This is a genomic window from Pseudomonas sp. GW822-FHT02G04 (genome assembly GCF_058802085.1).
Genome location: NZ_JBXANU010000012.1, coordinates 141562 through 158884, shown reverse-complemented (window position 1 = coordinate 158884; position 17323 = coordinate 141562). Strand labels below are relative to the sequence as shown.

The window sequence follows — 17323 nt, the reverse complement described above, 5'->3', positions numbered from 1 at the left end:
CAATGTTGTTGATCGTTCCCACGCTCTGCGTGGGAATGCCTCAATGGACGCTCTGCGTCCGCTTGTGGGACGCGGAGCGTCCCGGGCTGCATTCCCACGCAGAGCGTGGGAACGATCGGGTTGGTTAGGTTTCTGATTGGAGTCTGGCAATGCCGTTACGCGAAGAGTGTCTTTGGGAAAAACTGACGCCGCAAAGGCCCGACAATGCGGCACTCAAGGGTGAGGTGACAGTGGATGTCTGCGTCATCGGTGCCGGTTTCACCGGGCTGTCGGCGGCGGTGCATCTGCTGGAGCAAGGCAAAAGCGTCTGTGTGCTGGAAGCGCATCGCGCAGGCCATGGCGGTTCGGGGCGTAACGTCGGGCTGGTCAACGCCGGGATGTGGATTCCTCCGGACGAAATCGAAGCCGGTTTTGGCAAAGCGGTCGGCAGTCAGCTCAACCGTATGCTTGGAGCGGCGCCGTCGCTGGTATTCAGTCTCGTCGACAAATACAACATCGATTGCCAGTGGCGCCGCGAAGGCACGCTGCACATGGCGCACAACGCGCGTGGCGAGGCGGACCTGCGCAGTCGTGAAGAACAATGGAAACGTCGCGGGGCACCGGTGGAGTTGTTGACCGGAGCTGCCTGCGAACAAGCCACGGGCACCAGGAAAATCGCCGCCGCGCTGCTCGACCGGCGTGCCGGCACGATCAACCCGATGGCCTACACCACTGGGCTGGCCAACGCGGCCATTGGCCTCGGCGGTCAGTTGTTCGATCATTCCCCGGTGACCCGACTCGAACGTCAGGGCCAGCGCTGGTCGGTACAGACCGCCCAGGGTTCGGTGCTGGCCGAACAGGTGGTGATCGCCTCCAATGCTTATACCGAAGGCGACTGGACGGAACTGCGCCGCAACTTCTTCCCCGGTTATTACTATCAAGTGGCTTCGGTACCGCTGACCGAAGACGCCGCGCAGCAAATTCTGCCCGGTGGCCAAGGCTCCTGGGACACCCGGCAGGTGCTCAGCAGCATCCGTCGCGATGCCGAAGGGCGGTTGTTGCTCGGCAGCCTCGGCAATGGCAACCAGAAACCGACCTGGTTCCTCAAAGCCTGGGCCGACCGGGTTCAGCAGCATTACTTCCCCTACCTGAAACCGGTGGAATGGGAGTGCACCTGGACCGGTTGTATTGCCTTCACCCCCGATCATTTGATGCGCCTGTTCGAGCCGGCACCGGGTCTGGTGGCCGTCACCGGTTACAACGGTCGAGGCGTGACCACCGGCACAGTAGTCGGCAAGGCCTTCGCCGACTACTTGTGTAACGGAAATCCTCAAGCCCTGCCGATTCCCTTCGCACCCATGCAGCCATTGGCGGGTGTGGGGCTGCGAAGCTGCCTGTATGAGGCCGGTTTTTCGCTGTATCACGCGGGCCAGTGCCTGCGGATCGTGATCTGATTGTTGAAATATGTTGCTGGAAGCAGCGCTTTTCAGCGAAGCGGCTAGCCTGTAATGGTGCGGGTTGTAGCAGTTGCGCACCGCCAGTGTGCAGTTCGGTGACGCAGGCTGTTACAGGCTGGTTGCACATCGTTTGGCGCTGCGGTTGCAATGATGGCGCAGGCGGGTTGCGCCTTTTGAAATAAATGGTTTCACCTCCCGCGGTTTAGACGGTTGCACGCCCAATGAAAATGGGATCGAAACAGTCGAAATAACAAGAAAGCAGCGACTTTTTTCAGAATAAAAAACCGATGGCACGGCCCTTGCTCTGAGCATTCAGTGAAGTCGCAGTGCCAACTAAAAAAAACCTTGGAGCACCACCTCATGTCCCAGACGTTTTACAAGAAAGGCTTTCTGGCCCTCGCAGTGGCAGCTGCGTTGGGTGTTTCTGCGTTTGCACAGGCTGATGTGAAAATCGGTGTGGCGGGCCCGATGACAGGCGCCAACGCGGCATTTGGCGAGCAGTACATGAAGGGTGCACAGGCAGCCGCTGATGCGGTCAACGCCGCCGGCGGTATCAACGGGGAAAAGATCGTACTGGTCAAAGGCGATGACGCCTGCGAGCCGAAGCAGGCTGTGACGGTCGCCAAGGACCTGACTGAAAAGAAAGTCGTTGGTGTGGTAGGTCACTTCTGCTCCTCGTCGACCATCCCTGCCTCCGAGATCTACGACGAAGCCGGCATCATCACGATCACCCCAGGTTCCACCAATCCCAAGGTGACCGAGCGCGGCCTGAGTGCCATGTTCCGCATGTGCGGGCGTGACGACCAGCAAGGTATCGTCGCTGGCGACTATGTCGTCGACGTGCTCAAGGGCAAGAAAGTCGCCGTACTGCACGACAAAGACACCTATGGCCAAGGCTTGGCAGATGCCACCAAGGCTCAACTGATCAAGCGCGGCGTAACGCCGGTACTGTATGAAGGCTTGACTCGCGGCGAGAAAGACTTCAGCGCCGTCGTCACCAAGATCCGTGCGGCCGGTGCCGACGTGGTCTACTTCGGCGGCTTGCACCCGGAAGCCGGTCCACTGGTTCGGCAACTGCGTGAACAGGGCCTCAAAGACGTCAAGTTCATGTCCGATGACGGCATCGTGACTGACGAACTGGTGACCACCGCCGGTGGCCCACAGAACGTTGATGGCGTACTGATGACCTTCGGCGCCGACCCACGTCTGCTGCCAGACAGCAAGACCGTGGTAGACGCCTTCCGCAAGGCCGGCACCGAACCTGAAGGCTACACCCTGTACGCCTACGCCTCGGTCCAGACCCTGGCCGCAGCGTTCAATGGCGCCAAATCCAACAAGGGCGAAGACGCTGCCAAATGGCTGAAAGCCAATCCGGTCAAAACCGTCATGGGCGAGAAGACCTGGGACAGCAAGGGCGACCTGAAAGTCTCCGACTACGTGGTTTACCAGTGGGACAAGGACGGCAAATACCACCAGCTGGAAAAACAGAAGTGATATGAGCGTGTGACCGGCCTGTGGCGAGGGAGCTTGCTCCCGTTGGACTGCGCAGCAGTCCTGTTTCAGGGGACGCTTTGCGACCCAGCGGGAGCAAGCTCCCTCGCCACAAAGGATTGTGTTCACCGTTATTAGCTGACTGGTTCCGCCAGAAGGCTCGTCTGTCTTTTCTCGTAGAGCTGCACACAACCGAGTTGCGCCGGCGGCTGAACCCCGGTCCGTCGCACCCGGCTTCTGTGCAGTCTCTCAAATGCGTGAGATTGCGTTATGGATGGTATTTTCCTGCAGCAACTGGTCAACGGCCTGACCCTCGGGTCGGTCTATGGCCTGATCGCCATCGGCTACACAATGGTCTATGGCATCATCGGCATGATCAACTTCGCCCATGGCGAGGTTTATATGATCTCTGCGTACCTCGCGGCGATCAGTCTGGCTCTGCTGGCTTACTTCGGTATTGAATCCTTCCCGCTGCTGATGCTCGGCACCCTGGTTTTCACCATCATCGTCACCGCGGTGTATGGTTGGGTCATCGAGCGTGTCGCTTACAAACCGCTGCGCAACTCCACCCGACTGGCACCGCTGATCAGCGCCATCGGTATTTCACTGATCCTGCAAAACTATGCACAGATCAGTCAGGGCGCCCGTCAACAGGGTGTACCGACACTGCTGACCGGTGCATGGCGAGTCGAAGTCGGGAGCGGCTTCGTTCAACTCACCTACACCAAGATCTTCATTCTGGTCGCCGCATTCGTCGGCATGGGCCTGCTGACCTACGTCATCAAGTACACCAAACTCGGCCGCATGTGCCGCGCCACTCAGCAAGATCGCAAGATGGCTTCGATTCTGGGGATCAACACCGATCGGGTGATTTCCTACGTGTTCATCATCGGTGCAGCGATGGCGGCCCTGGCCGGCGTGTTGATCACCATGAACTACGGCACGTTCGACTTCTACGCAGGCTTCGTCATCGGGATCAAGGCGTTCACCGCGGCGGTACTCGGCGGGATCGGCTCACTGCCCGGCGCCATGCTGGGAGGGATCATTCTCGGGATCTCCGAGTCGCTGTTCTCGGGGCTGGTCAACTCGGATTACAAAGACGTTTTCAGCTTCTCGCTGCTCGTTCTTGTTCTGGTCTTTCGGCCCCAAGGCCTGCTTGGCCGTCCTCTTGTGTCGAAGGTGTAAGCGATGTCTTCAACCACTAAAAAAACCATTGATGTCAAAAAAAGCCTGGTTGACGCGATTCTTGCCGGCCTCATCGCCCTGATTGTGTTCGGCCCGATTGTCGGCATCGTCCTGGATGGCTACGGCTTCAACCTGCAGCCGACGCGCGTGGCATGGATAGTCGCCATCGTTATGGCTGGCCGCTTTGCCCTGAGTCTGTTCTTGCAAACCCCCAAAGGCCTGAGAATTCTCGAAGGCTTTGAGAGCACCGGCTCCGGGGTTCATGTTCTGGCGCCTGATTACAAATCCCGGCTGCGCTGGGTCGTCCCGCTGGTGATCGTTGTCGCCGTGGTATTCCCGTTCTTCTCCAACTCTTACCTGTTGGGCGTGGTCATACTTGGGTTGATCTACGTGCTGCTGGGCCTGGGCCTGAACATCGTGGTCGGCCTGGCCGGTCTGCTCGACCTGGGTTATGTGGCGTTCTATGCCATCGGTGCCTACGGCCTGGCGCTCGGTTACCAATACCTGGGGCTGGGCTTCTGGACTGTGCTGCCTTTGGCGGCGATCACTGCCGGGCTGGCGGGGTGCATCCTGGGTTTCCCGGTGCTGCGTCTGCACGGCGACTATCTGGCGATCGTGACCCTGGGCTTCGGTGAAATCATCCGGTTGATCCTCAATAACTGGCTGTCCCTGACCGGTGGCCCGAATGGCATGGCGGCGCCGTTGCCGACGTTTTTCGGTCTTGAATTCGGTAAGCGAGCGAAGGACGGCGGGGTGCCTTTTCATGAGTTCTTCGGCATCGCCTACAACCCGGATGTGAAGTACTACTTCATTTATGCGGTGTTGTTCCTGGTGGTGCTGGCCGTGCTGTACATCAAGCACCGCTTGACCCGCATGCCGGTCGGTCGCGCATGGGAAGCCTTGCGTGAAGACGAAATCGCCTGCCGCTCCATGGGCCTGAATCATGTGCTGGTCAAACTGTCGGCGTTCACCATTGGTGCATCGACAGCGGGTCTGGCCGGTGTGTTCTTCGCGACCTATCAAGGCTTTGTGAACCCGACCTCGTTCACCTTCTTCGAATCGGCATTGATCCTCGCCATCGTGGTACTTGGCGGCATGGGTTCGACCATCGGCGTGGTGATGGCAGCATTCGTGTTGACCGTCGCCCCGGAACTGCTGCGCGGCTTCGCTGAATATCGCGTGCTGCTGTTCGGCATCCTGATGGTGTTGATGATGATTTGGCGACCGCGCGGCCTGATCCGGATCAGCCGTACCGGTGTGACCCCGCGTAAAGGAGTAGCGCCATGAGTGAAGTCGTACTCTCGGTCGAGAATCTGATGATGCACTTCGGTGGCATCAAGGCGCTGAGTGACGTCAGCCTGAAGGTCAAGCGCAACTCGATCTTCGCGCTGATCGGCCCCAACGGCGCGGGCAAGACCACCGTGTTCAACTGCTTGACCGGGTTCTATAAAGCGACCGGCGGGCATATCGAGCTCAACACCCGTGGGGTGAAGACCAACGTCATCAAAATGCTCGGGGAGCCGTTCAAGGTAACCGATTTCGTCTCGCCAAAACGCTTCATCAGCCGGCTCCACTACAAGATGTTCGGTGGCACGCACCTGATCAACCGTGCCGGTCTGGCGCGGACTTTCCAGAACATTCGTCTGTTCAAGGAAATGTCGGTGCTGGAAAACCTGCTGGTGGCCCAGCACATGTGGGTCAACCGCGGCATGCTGGCTGGCATCCTCAACACCAAGGGTTATCGCAAGGCTGAAAGCGATGCGCTGGACCATGCGTTCTACTGGCTGGAAGTAGTGGACCTGGTGGACTGCGCCAACCGCCTGGCTGGTGAACTGTCCTATGGTCAGCAACGCCGTCTGGAGATCGCCCGGGCCATGTGTACCCGGCCGCAGATCATCTGCCTCGACGAACCGGCCGCCGGCCTCAATCCTCAGGAAACCGAAGCGCTGAGCGCGATGATCCGGCTGCTGCGTGACGAGCATGATCTGACCGTGGTGCTGATCGAACACGACATGGGCATGGTCATGAGTATTTCCGACCACATCGTGGTGCTGGACCACGGCGTTGTTATCGCCGAGGGCGGGCCTGAAGCGATCCGACACGATCCGAAAGTGATTGCCGCCTACCTGGGCGCCGACGAAGAGGAACTGGTATGAGTCAACCGATCCTCGAACTGAAAGAGATCGACGTGTTCTACGGACCGATCCAGGCCCTGAAGAAAGTCTCGTTGCACATCAATGAAGGGGAGACCGTCAGCCTGATCGGCTCCAACGGTGCCGGCAAGTCGACCCTGTTGATGTCGATTTTCGGTCAGCCACGGGCGGCTGGCGGGCAAATCGTCTATCAGGGTGTGGATATCACTCACAAGTCGTCCCACTACATCGCCTCCAACGGTATCGCTCAATCGCCGGAAGGCCGCCGGGTGTTCCCCGACATGACCGTCGAGGAAAACCTGTTGATGGGCACCATCCCGATCGGTGACAAGTACGCCAAGGAAGATATGCAGCGCATGTTCGAGTTGTTTCCGCGGCTTGAAGAGCGGCGTAACCAGCGGGCCATGACCATGTCTGGCGGCGAGCAGCAAATGCTCGCCATCGCCCGGGCGTTGATGAGCCGACCCAAGTTGTTGCTGCTCGATGAGCCGAGCCTGGGGCTGGCGCCGATTGTGGTGAAACAGATCTTCGCGACCCTGCGGGAACTGGCCAAGACGGGCATGACCATCTTTTTGGTGGAGCAGAACGCCAACCACGCCCTCAAGCTGTCGGACCGGGCGTACGTGATGGTCAACGGCCAGATCCGCCTCAGCGGCACCGGCAAGGAGCTGCTGGTGAACGAGGAGGTGCGTAACGCCTATCTCGGCGGGCACTAAAACCGAAGAGCCTGGAAAACGCCCTGACGAACTCAGGGCGTTTTTTTATGCCCGCACAATCCCTACACGAGGCTGTGGTTTGAGGTAAAGGGAAATTGTGGAAAACAATATTCATGACCTCTCAAAGCGCGACATAAAGCCGCTGCAAATTGCTGTTTTGTCACGCTTTTGACTTGTCCCCGTTTGCTGTGGAGCTGGCTGTGAATAACGTGGGAGTAGCTGGCTGTAAGCCTTTGAATACGTGGCTTGCAGAGAGATGATTGTTTTTTGATCAGGTGCTTTTGGCGAGCCTGAAGTGGGCATTGTCAACCTTTTTGTTATGAGCGAACACGGTATGAATCGAGGTGGACAAGCCTGTGGATAAGTCTGTGGTTAAACTCTGGAAAGACTCGGCTGAGGGCCGTGGTTGCTGGCTTGGCGCCACCGTCGCTCTGACCGCTCGGTCGTGCAAGTTGCCCTGGGTTACACAGCGGGTGTCTCAGGGTCAAGCAAAAAACTTTCTAATCTGCCCGCAAAGCCTTGTGGATAGCGGCTTGCAGCTTTTCCACTTGCCCCCGGAAACTGTGGACCGGCCTGTGGATAAGGTGCGTGTACATGGCTGCAAGCCACGGGGAATGGGGTGTTGCCAGCATTGATCGTTTTTTGTACGGTTTTTGCCATGGTTGCCGCTGTGGGCAAGGCCGGGCATGCTGCCGGTTGATTTTCTATTCCAAGGGCTGACTGTCAGCCGAAGCAAGGAGAACACGATGTCCAACACCCTGTTTATTACCGGCGCGACCTCCGGTTTTGGTGAAGCCTGTGCCCGTCGTTTTGCCGAGGCCGGCTGGAAACTGGTGCTGACAGGTCGTCGTGAAGAGCGCCTCAATGCCCTGTGCGCCGAGTTGTCGAAACAGACCGAGGTCCATGGCCTGGTGCTCGACGTACGGGACCGCAAGGCCATGGAGGAAGCGATTGCCAACCTGCCGCCATCCTTCGCCAAACTGCGCGGGTTGATCAACAACGCTGGCCTGGCCCTTGGTGTGGACCCGGCGCCCAAGTGCAATCTCGATGATTGGGACACCATGGTCGACACCAACATCAAAGGCCTGATGTACAGCACCCGCCTGTTGCTGCCGCGTTTGATCGCTCATGGTCGTGGCGCCAGCATCGTCAACCTCGGCTCCATCGCCGGCAACTACCCGTACCCGGGTAGCCACGTGTATGGCGCGAGCAAGGCGTTCGTCAAACAGTTCTCCCTGAACCTGCGCTGCGACCTGCAAGGTACGGGCGTACGGGTCAGCAACATAGAGCCGGGCCTGTGCGAGAGCGAGTTCTCACTGGTGCGTTTCGCCGGTGACCAGGAGCGTTACAACGCCACTTACGCCGGTGCCGAGCCGATCCAGCCGCAAGACATCGCCGAGACCATTTTCTGGGTGCTCAACGCACCGGCCCACATCAACATCAACAGCCTTGAGCTGATGCCGGTGAGCCAGACCTGGAGCGGGTTTGCCATTGAGCGTAATGGCGGCAAGGCGTAATAAATACTTAGCCGAGATATTCGGCCAACCCGCGATAGCAGGTTGCCAAGTGATAAGGCGTGGTCGAAGGCATGTCCTTGCGGCTCACTTCGCCCTGCTCATCGCGACACTCATACCAACCGCCCGCATGCAGAAAGCGTTGTTGCAACGCCTGCAATTGGCGTTGCACCGATGCTTCGCTGCCCGGGCGCAAGGTCAGGGCGCGCAGGTATTCGGCCTGAGCCCAGATGCGTTGGGTGGCGTCGCGAGGGCGGTCGTCCAGTTCCAGCATCGCTCGCACGGCACCGGTCTGTTGATCGACACCCCGTTGCTCGGTGAACGCAAACGCGCGCTCGAGCGAGGCGTGCAGTGTCGAGCCGCGCAGCAATGGCGAGGATTGCAGCAGGAAATACCATTCGAACTGATGGCCCGGCTCGAACCAGTTATCCACAGCGCCCAGCGGCTTCTCCATCAACACCGCGTGTTGCGGGTCGATGAAGCGCTTTTGCATGGCTGTGCATAACTCGACGAGCGCTTTCTGTGCAGCCGTGTCTTCGCGCACCGACAGGGTGGCGAGGAAGGCTTCGGCCAAATGCATCAAAGGATTCTGCAATGGCCCGGAGTCGAGCGAGGACCAATCACGGTCCAGGCTGGCTTCATACAGGCCGTCGCCTGTGGCGAAACGCTGCGCCACCACTTCCAGTGCGGCGTTCAGCACTGATTCCACCAGCGGTTCGCGAACCTTGTCCCAATAATGGGCGCAGGCGAACAGGATGAATGCGTGGGTGTAGAGGTCTTTGCGCTGATCCAGCGGCGTGCCTTGCGGGTCGATGCTGTAAAACCAGCCGCCATGCTCGGCATCGTGGAAATGCCGTTGCAAGGAGCGGAACAGCGCCGCCGCACGCTCTTCAGCCTGGGGCACATGGCCGATCAGGCTGGAAAACAGGTACAGCTGCCGCGCGCAGGCCATGGCCCGGTAGCGCTGAGGGGGCAGCGGTTTATGCTCGGCATCCAGCGCCTCATAAGGCAACGCCATGTCGGCGTTCCAGCCGGGGCCCTGCCAGAGCGGCACGATCACGTCCTGGAAGTGCTGTTGCACTGAGGCGAACAGGGCGGTCAATTCAGGCTGGGAGGCAGAGCGGGAAACATGCGGCATTGGCTGGCGTCGTCACGGCAGGGTTAATTGCGCGACATGTTAGCAGAGTGAGCGCGTCGATCGTTCCCACGCTCAGCGTGGGAATGCCTCATTGGACGCTCCGCGTCCGCTTCGAAAGGGACGCGGAGCGACCCGGGCTGCGTTCCCACGCAGAGCGTGGGAACGATCAATCAACCCGCCAGCAACCAGACTCCGGTTGCCGCCGACGCTGCACCCGCCAGCCGAACCAACGGTGCCGCAGCCTGAGGCAAGACGCGAACCACCGCATAACCCGCAGCATGCAACGCCGCTGTCGCTGCCACAAACCCTGCGGCATACGCCCAGGGACTGGACATGTCCGGCAATTCCAGACCATGCGCCACGCCATGAAACAGCGCGAACAACGCGGTTGCCGCCACTGCCAGGCTCAACGGCGGACGCACTGCCAACGCCACCGCCAGGCCCAGCGCCAATACCGATGCCGCAATCGCGCTTTCCAGCGCCGGCAGGTTCAGCCCTTCAAAACCCAGCAAGCCGCCGATCAGCATGGTGCCCACGAATGTGCACGGCAGGGCCCAGCGCGCGGCGCCTTTTTGCTGCGCCGCCCACAACCCCACGGCAACCATCGCCAGCAAGTGATCGAGGCCGCCGATCGGGTGGCTGATGCCGGCGATCAAACCGTTGTCGCCATGACCCGGGTGGGCGAAGGCAATGGCTGGGGTCAGCAGCAGGGCCATGGCGCCCAGAATGCGTTTCAGTGTCATGGATAAGCTTCCTTGTTGATGAGTGTGATCAGGCCGCAGTCAGCAGGCCTTGGCGTTCGATGAAGGCGATGATTTCTTCAAGGCCCTGGCCGGTTTTCTGGTTGCTGAAGACAAACGGCTTGCCGTTGCGCATGCGTTGGGTGTCGCTGTTCATCATTTCCAGCGAGGCGCCTACCAGCGGCGCCAGGTCGATCTTGTTGATCACCAGCAGGTCGGATTTACAGATGCCGGGGCCACCCTTGCGCGGCAGCTTGTCGCCGGCGGAGACATCGATCACGTAGATAGTCAGGTCGGACAGTTCCGGGCTGAACGTCGCCGAGAGGTTGTCGCCGCCGGACTCCACCAGGATCAGATCCAGCCCCGGAAAGCGTCGGTTCAGTTGGTCCACTGCTTCGAGGTTGATCGAGGCGTCTTCGCGGATCGCCGTATGCGGGCAGCCGCCGGTTTCCACGCCGATGATCCGCTCCGGCGCCAAGGCTTCGTTGCGCACCAGAAAGTCGGCGTCTTCGCGGGTATAGATGTCGTTGGTCACGACTGCCAGGTTGTAGCGCTCGCGCAGGGCCAGGCACAGGGCCAGGGTCAAGGCGGTTTTGCCGGAGCCGACCGGGCCGCCGATGCCGACGCGCAGGGGTTGTGTGTTCATGTGATTCTCCAAACTAAAAGGCCCTAGGAACGGAACAGACGGCTGTACTGGCGCTCATGGGCCATGCACGCCAGGGACAGGCCGAAAGCGGCGCTGCCAAAGTGTTCGGGATTGATTCGGGTAGCGTCTTGCTGCGCCTGTTGCAGCAACGGCAGCAGTTCGCTGGTCAGGCGTTGCGCGGCTTGCTGGCCCAACGGGAGCGTCTTCATCAGCACCGCCAGTTGGTTTTCCAGCCAGCTCCAGAGCCAGGCGGCCAGCGCGTCTTGCGGGCTGATGTTCCAGGCGCGAGCGGCCAGCGCCCAGCCGAGAGCCAAGTGCGGTTCAGGGCGTTGATCGAGAAAGGCGCGGGCTGGCGGATCCAGTTCCGGCAAGCCGTTGAGCAATTGCTGCAACGAATAGCCCATCTGCCGACTTTCCTGATATAGCTCGCGGGTTTCGCGGCTGGCGCGATGCTCTTCGCAGCGTTGCAGCAATTGGGTCCAGTTTTCTTCGGCGGCAGCGGTGCAATGGGCGAGCAGCAGTGGTGCTTCGAAACGCGCCAGGTTCAACAGCAACTGATCGCTGATCCAGTGTCGCGCGCTGTCGGGGTCATTGACCCGGCCGTTATCCACCGCCATTTCCAGGCCCTGGGAATAGCTGTAGCCGCCAATCGGCAGCTGCGGGCTGGCCAGGCGCAGCAGCGCCCAGGCCGGGTTCATAAACGCACGCCGAACTGGTGCAGTTTCGGCGGGTAGTTGAAGTCCTCGTCACCGTGGCGCGAGTGGTGATGGCCACCACCGTAGGCACCGTGTTCCGGCTGGAACGGCGCTTCGATGTTCTCGGCCTTGGCGCCAAGCTGTTCGAGCATAGCCTTGAGCACGTAATCGTCGAGCAGGCGCAACCAGCCGTCGCCGACTTGCAGGGCCACGTGGCGGTTGCCCAAGTGATAGGCGGCGCGGGTCAGTTCGAACGCATTGGCACAGGTGACGTGCAGCAGTTGTTCGGGGCGAGCACAGACGCGAACGACGCGCCCGTCTTCGGCTTGCAGGCATTCGCCGTCATGCAGCGGCGGCTGGCCGCGCTCCAGAAACAAGCCGACGTCTTCACCCTCGGCACTGAAACAGCGCAAGCGGCTTTTGCTCCTGGCTTCGAAGGTCAGGTGCAACTCGGCGGCCCAGACGGGTTGAGGGTCGATTCTGCGATGAATCACCAGCATCGGAAGGCTTCCAGCAATGAACAATGTTCAGGCTAGAGCAAGGGGCTTGCCAATCGGGTGAGAGGTAGGAAATGCCTGTCAGAGCGACGGGGGAGACTCACAATGTTGCAGGGCTTTGATTGAAGTTGGTGCGTGGCGGGTGTTTACGCACCAATTTGCAGCGCACAAAAAAAGATCGCAGCCTTCTGCCGAAGGCTGCGATCTTTTTCTAACGGGTTACTCGGTACTGCCGAGTCCCTGCCAATGCTTCAGCCCGATAAAGATAAACCGCAACTGCTGGGTGATTTTCGCCTGTGGTGTCAGGTGCTCGGGCAATGCTTCGGCTGGCGGATCGATGATGTCCGGCAGGGTCGCGAACACGCTTTTGACGATCAGATCGGCCATGACGCTCAGGCCGGCGATGTCCAGATGCTGCAGTTTCGGCATCAGTGACAAATCAGCTGCCAGGTCTGAGCTGATACCTTCGCGCAAGCGGCCGATGGCCAGGCGCACTGGTAGCGAGCCGCCGTACTGCTCGCGGGCAAGAAACAGGAACTGCGAGCGATTGGCCGTGACCACGTCGAGAAAGATCCGCACCGAGGCGTCGATGATGCCGCCCATGACGAACTCGTTATGGCGCACCAGGCGAATGGTTTCGCGGAAGGTCTGGCCGACTTCGCTCACCAGTGCCAGGCCCAGTTCATCCATGTCGGCGAAATGCCGGTAGAAACCGGTGGGCACGATCCCGGCGGTTCGGGTCACTTCACGCAGGCTCAGGCTGCCGAATCCTCGGCCGCTTTCCATCAGGTGGCGGGCAGCGTCCATCAGGGCGTTGCGGGTCTGTTGTTTCTGTTCGGCGCGGGGCAGCATCGCAAGGGTGTGTTCTGGACAGGGACAGCGGCGCACTCTAGCAAATCGGCTTCGCTGGCGTCGAACGACTATCGGGGGATCACACGAGGAATTACGGCTTCTATAAAGTCAAAAGCCCAATCCGGGGATTGGGCTTTTTTTCCAGGCCGCCATGGGCTTAGCTCACAGCGCTGTTGCGTTCGATCACACGGTCACCACCACCTTCAGCAAGGGTTTGGCCTTGTGGAGTGCGATCGGTACCGTCAGCCGCCAGGGTTTGGCCTTGTGGGGTGCGGTCAGTACCGTCAGCCGCCAGGGTTTGGCCTTGTGGGGTACGGTCGGTCCCGTCAGCCGCCAGGGTTTGGCCTTGTGGAGTGCGATCGGTACCGTCAGCCGCCAGAGTTTGGCCTTGTGGGGTACGGTCAGTACCGTCAGCCGCCAGGGTTTGGCCTTGTGGGGTACGGTCAGTACCGTCAGCCGCCAGGGTTTGGCCCTGTGGAGTACGGTCGGTCCCGTCAGCTGCCAGGGTCTGGCCTTGTGGAGTGCGATCCGAACCATCCTGAGTGATCAGGCCTTTTTCTTTCAGGCGCTCGTTACCATTAGCACCATCGGCAACGGTTTGGCTGAACACAGAGTGGCTGTCTTTGACTTGTGGAGTGGCCTGATCGGCGGCCGGCAGAGCAAAAGCGGTGCTGGCTAACATCGAGAGGGTCAGGCTAAGCAGTAATTCGCGTTTCATGATGGGTTGCTCCTTGGGAGGGCGATAAAGTGGGTACGAGGGCAATGCTACTCTCGATAAGTCGATACAAAAGTTCATAAACGCAATGGTAATAATCAACAGAATTGATTGTTCGGCCGCAGCGCTCTAGAACGGGCGTTTCCGGCGAGCTTTTTTGCACTGAGGTGGGTATTTTCGACCCGCTCTCGCCTCGCAAAAGTGCGGGTGCGGTAACACCGGATGAGGGAGCAGGGTGTCTCCGGCCGATTATTTGAGTGTTAAGTCCCTATTCGGTTAAACCTGCGCGCCATTTCCCAGTCCTAGATTTCATGGCAGGCCGGTTCTGGCCTAACGTTTCATCAGTGCGTCGCTGTCAGGGCGCTCAGTCGTATTCAGGAGCTCTGTGCAATGACGCGCACTCGTAAAATGCTTGCCTGGACCTCCGCCAGCCTCGTTGTGCTGCTGGCCGTCCTGGTGCTGATCATCGCGTTCTTCGATTGGAACAGGATCAAACCGCCCCTTAACGCCAAAGTCTCCGAAGAACTGCATCGTCCGTTCGCCATCAACGGCAACCTCGCGGTGGTCTGGCAGCGCGAGCCCGACGAAGGCGGCTGGCGGGCCTGGGTGCCGTGGCCGCATGTGGTGGCCGAGGACCTGAGCCTGGGCAACCCGGACTGGTCGAAGCAACCGCAGATGGCCTCCCTCAAGCGCGTCGAACTGCGCATTTCGCCGCTGGCCTTGCTGACACAGCGGGTGCTGATCCCGCGCATCGACCTGACCGAGCCCAATGCCGACCTGCAGCGTCTGGCCGACGGCCGCGCCAACTGGACGTTCAGGTTCGACCCCAAGGACCCGGGCGCCGAGCCTTCGAACTGGGTGCTGGACATCGGTGCCATCGGCTTCGACAAGAGCCACGTCACGCTCGACGACCAGAGCCTGAAAACCCGCCTCGACTTGCTCATCGATCCGCTGGGCAAGCCGATTCCGTTTAGTGACATCGTCGGTGACAAAGCGGCGAAAGCTGCGCTTGAGAAGGGCGGTTCGCCGCAGGATTACGCGTTCACGTTGAAGGTCAAAGGCCAATACCACGACCAGAATCTCGCCGGCCAAGGCAAAATCGGCGGTCTGTTGGCCTTACAGGATGCCGCCAAGCCGTTCCCGCTTCAGGCGCAAATCAAGATTGCCGACACCAGCGTCGAACTGGCCGGTACGCTCACCGACCTATTGAATCTCGGTGCCCTGGATCTGCGCCTGAAACTGGCCGGTGCCAGCCTGGGCAAGCTCTATCCGCTGATCGGCGTGCCCCTGCCGGATACCCCGCCGTATGCCACTGATGGGCATTTGACCGCCAAGTTGCATGAGTCGGGCGGGGCGGTGTACCGCTATGAGGACTTCAACGGCAAGATCGGCGAGAGCGACATCCATGGCAACCTGGCTTATGTCGCGAGCCAACCGCGGCCCAAGCTCAGCGGGGCGGTGGAGTCCAATCAACTGTTGTTTACCGACCTGGCCCCGCTGATCGGCGCCGACTCCAATGCCAAGCAACAGGCCCGCGGCGGTGAAAGCAAGCAGCCGGCGGACAAGATACTGCCGGTCGAGGAATTCAAGACCGAGCGCTGGCGCAAAATGGACGCTGACGTCGAATTCACCGGCAAACGCATCGTTCGCAGTGAAAAACTGCCGTTCAACGATCTATACACTCATTTGGTGCTGACCGATGGCGTGCTCAGCCTCGAGCCCCTGCGTTTTGGCGTGGCGGGCGGCAATCTGGATGCACAGATTCGTCTGAACGGGCGCACCGAGCCGTTGGAGGGCCGGGCCAAATTGACTGCGCGCAAGTTCAAGCTCAAGCAGTTGTTCCCCTCCATTGAGCGGATGAAAACCAGTTTCGGTGAGCTTAATGGTGACGCCGACCTTACCGGTCGTGGCAACTCGGTGGCCAAGCTGCTGGGCACCGCTGACGGCAATTTGAAGCTGCTGATCAATGACGGCGCCATCAGTCGCCAATTGATGGAGCTGGCGGGGCTCAACGTCGGCAACTATGTGGTCGGGAAAATCTTTGGCGACAAGGAAGTGAAGATCAACTGCGCGGCGGCCGACTTTGACATCAAGAACGGTCTGGCGACCACGCAGTTGTTCGTGTTCGATACCGAGAACGCGATCGTCTATATCGATGGCACCGCGAACATGGCGACCGAGCAATTGGACCTGACCATCTCCCCGGAATCCAAGGGCTGGCGCTTGATTTCGCTGCGTTCGCCGCTGTATGTACGGGGCAAGTTCATCAAGCCGGATGCCGGTGTGAAAGCGGTTCCGATGATGCTGCGCGGGGCCGGGATGGTGGCGCTGGGTGTGATTGCCGCGCCGGCGGCGGGTTTGCTGGCGCTGATCGCGCCGAGCGCTGGCGAGCCGAATCAGTGTGCGCCGTTGTTGGAGCAGATGAAGGCGGGCAAGGCGCCGGTGACGGTCAAGCCCACCCGGTAACAAAACGGTAGATCAAAAGATCGTCCGAACGCGGCCCGAGCCTGCGGCAGCTCCTACGCGCCTGTGGGCGCTGCCACAGGCTGCGATCTTGGCAATAGACCAGACAATCGAGCTTCTTCCTGCAGCCACGCAAAAAACGCCCGCACTGGCGGATGCCGTTCGCGTCCCGGTACACACAGTGCGCTGTATCCGGCCCCGTCGACCTGAATCTCACCCCGGTGAGGCCGCAACAAGCCGCTGGCCACACTCTCCGACACCAGAATATTGCTCGCCAGCACCAGACCTTGCCCGGCGATGGCGGCTTGCAGGGCGTAATGTTCTTCGTCGTATTCACGCACCGCTGGCTGCCCGGCCAGCCAGGTTTCGCCGGACTGCGCGCACCAGGCCTCCCAGCCGTGGGCATACAGTTTGGAGTTGTGCCAGCGCACGCTGATCAGAGTCGGCGCCCGACTGGCCGCCAGGGCCACTTGTTCAGGCGAGCCATAAACCCCGAAGGATTCGTCGAACAGGCACAGGCCATACAGGTTCGGGTAATCGTCGAGGCTGTAGCGCAGCACCAGATCGACGCTGGCGTCCTGATGCAAATCGATGACTTCGCAGTGAGTGTCCAGCCGCACGTTGATGTTCGGATGCCGGGCATAAAACCGTCCCAGCCGAGGCACCAGCCAGAGGGCGGCGAAAGCGGCGGTGGTGGAGATCGTCAGGCTTGTGCCGCTGCGTTGCGGGCGCAAGGTATCGACGCTTTGCGCCACTTCCAGCAGGGCGCCATGCAGGCTGCGGAACAGCCGTTCGCCGCACTCGGTGAGGCGCACCTGGCGTGGCAGTCGTTCGAACAGCGGCACGCCGAGCCAGTTTTCCAGGGAGCGGATCTGGTGGGAAACCGCCGTTGGCGTCACGGACAGTTCTTCGGCGGCAGCCTTGAAACTCAGCAGGCGCGAGGCGGATTCGAAGGCCCGCAGGGCGGTCAACGGCAACGAGGCAAACATTTAAAACTCCATGGGTGAAATAAATTCATCCAGACTGACTTTTGCTCATTTGAAGGCCGGCGGCTGTGCGCTTCAAGCTGCAACCACAAGCCG

Annotated in this window: 16 protein-coding genes; 8 read left to right on the top strand and 8 right to left on the bottom strand. The window is 60.2% G+C overall.

Annotated features, from left to right (window positions below; translation table 11 throughout):
* Window positions 1–149 precede the first annotated feature (149 nt).
* From amaA to AC1RO5_RS17060, 7 genes are all read left to right on the top strand, one after another.
* Window positions 150–1433, top strand: a complete 1284-nt coding sequence (amaA, locus tag AC1RO5_RS17090; RefSeq protein WP_493176414.1) for an L-pipecolate oxidase — start codon at window positions 150–152, stop codon at window positions 1431–1433.
* Between the two features lie 363 nt (window positions 1434–1796).
* Window positions 1797–2930, top strand: coding sequence for a branched-chain amino acid ABC transporter substrate-binding protein (locus tag AC1RO5_RS17085; protein ID WP_493176413.1), 1134 nt, complete (start codon window positions 1797–1799; stop codon window positions 2928–2930).
* 267 nt (window positions 2931–3197) lie between these two features.
* Window positions 3198–4112: an ABC transporter permease subunit gene (locus tag AC1RO5_RS17080; protein WP_007939055.1), complete on the top strand. Its 915-nt coding sequence runs from the start codon at window positions 3198–3200 to the stop codon at window positions 4110–4112.
* Window positions 4113–4115: 3 nt separating this feature from the next.
* Window positions 4116–5399, top strand: coding sequence for a high-affinity branched-chain amino acid ABC transporter permease LivM (gene livM / locus AC1RO5_RS17075; RefSeq protein WP_493176411.1), 1284 nt, complete (start codon window positions 4116–4118; stop codon window positions 5397–5399).
* Window positions 5396–6268 (top strand): ABC transporter ATP-binding protein, encoded by an 873-nt coding sequence (locus tag AC1RO5_RS17070; RefSeq protein ID WP_493176409.1) that lies wholly within the window; start codon window positions 5396–5398, stop codon window positions 6266–6268. The genes livM and AC1RO5_RS17070 overlap by 4 nt, the downstream gene beginning before the upstream one ends.
* The gene (locus AC1RO5_RS17065; RefSeq protein WP_007939061.1) at window positions 6265–6981 is read left to right on the top strand and encodes an ABC transporter ATP-binding protein; all 717 of its coding nucleotides are present in this window, start codon (window positions 6265–6267) and stop codon (window positions 6979–6981) included. The genes AC1RO5_RS17070 and AC1RO5_RS17065 overlap by 4 nt, the downstream gene beginning before the upstream one ends.
* 746 nt (window positions 6982–7727) lie before the next feature.
* The gene (locus AC1RO5_RS17060; RefSeq protein WP_105340450.1) at window positions 7728–8498 is read left to right on the top strand and encodes an SDR family oxidoreductase; all 771 of its coding nucleotides are present in this window, start codon (window positions 7728–7730) and stop codon (window positions 8496–8498) included.
* A gap of 7 nt (window positions 8499–8505) precedes the next feature.
* Here the strand turns inward: AC1RO5_RS17060 and AC1RO5_RS17055 are convergent, their stop codons facing one another.
* The 7 genes from AC1RO5_RS17055 to AC1RO5_RS17025 all read right to left on the bottom strand — a co-directional run bounded on the left by AC1RO5_RS17055 (window position 8506) and on the right by AC1RO5_RS17025 (window position 13781).
* A complete protein-coding gene (locus tag AC1RO5_RS17055) occupies window positions 8506–9633 on the bottom strand; it encodes an AGE family epimerase/isomerase (RefSeq protein WP_493176406.1) in 1128 nt (375 codons plus the stop codon).
* 170 nt (window positions 9634–9803) lie between these two features.
* On the bottom strand, window positions 9804–10376 hold the full coding sequence (locus tag AC1RO5_RS17050; RefSeq protein ID WP_493176405.1) for a HupE/UreJ family protein: 573 nt from the start codon (window positions 10374–10376) through the stop codon (window positions 9804–9806).
* A gap of 28 nt (window positions 10377–10404) precedes the next feature.
* Entirely contained in the window at window positions 10405–11019 is a 615-nt protein-coding gene (gene ureG, locus AC1RO5_RS17045; RefSeq protein ID WP_008001031.1) for an urease accessory protein UreG, read from the bottom strand.
* A gap of 23 nt (window positions 11020–11042) precedes the next feature.
* Complete coding sequence (locus AC1RO5_RS17040; protein ID WP_493176403.1) at window positions 11043–11717, bottom strand: urease accessory protein UreF; 675 nt, start codon at window positions 11715–11717, stop codon at window positions 11043–11045.
* A complete protein-coding gene (gene ureE, locus AC1RO5_RS17035) occupies window positions 11714–12214 on the bottom strand; it encodes an urease accessory protein UreE (RefSeq protein WP_018928470.1) in 501 nt (166 codons plus the stop codon). The genes AC1RO5_RS17040 and ureE overlap by 4 nt, the downstream gene beginning before the upstream one ends.
* A 216-nt stretch (window positions 12215–12430) precedes the next feature.
* Window positions 12431–13063, bottom strand: coding sequence for a TetR family transcriptional regulator (locus AC1RO5_RS17030; protein WP_493176401.1), 633 nt, complete (start codon window positions 13061–13063; stop codon window positions 12431–12433).
* A gap of 157 nt (window positions 13064–13220) precedes the next feature.
* On the bottom strand, window positions 13221–13781 hold the full coding sequence (locus AC1RO5_RS17025; RefSeq protein ID WP_493176400.1) for a hypothetical protein: 561 nt from the start codon (window positions 13779–13781) through the stop codon (window positions 13221–13223).
* Between the two features lie 387 nt (window positions 13782–14168).
* Here AC1RO5_RS17025 and AC1RO5_RS17020 point away from each other — a divergent pair, with 387 nt between their 5' ends.
* Complete coding sequence (locus AC1RO5_RS17020) at window positions 14169–16244, top strand: AsmA family protein (protein ID WP_493176398.1); 2076 nt, start codon at window positions 14169–14171, stop codon at window positions 16242–16244.
* Window positions 16245–16297: 53 nt separating this feature from the next.
* Here the strand turns inward: AC1RO5_RS17020 and AC1RO5_RS17015 are convergent, their stop codons facing one another.
* Entirely contained in the window at window positions 16298–17230 is a 933-nt protein-coding gene (locus AC1RO5_RS17015) for a LysR substrate-binding domain-containing protein (RefSeq protein WP_493176396.1), read from the bottom strand.
* Window positions 17231–17323: the final 93 nt, after the last annotated feature.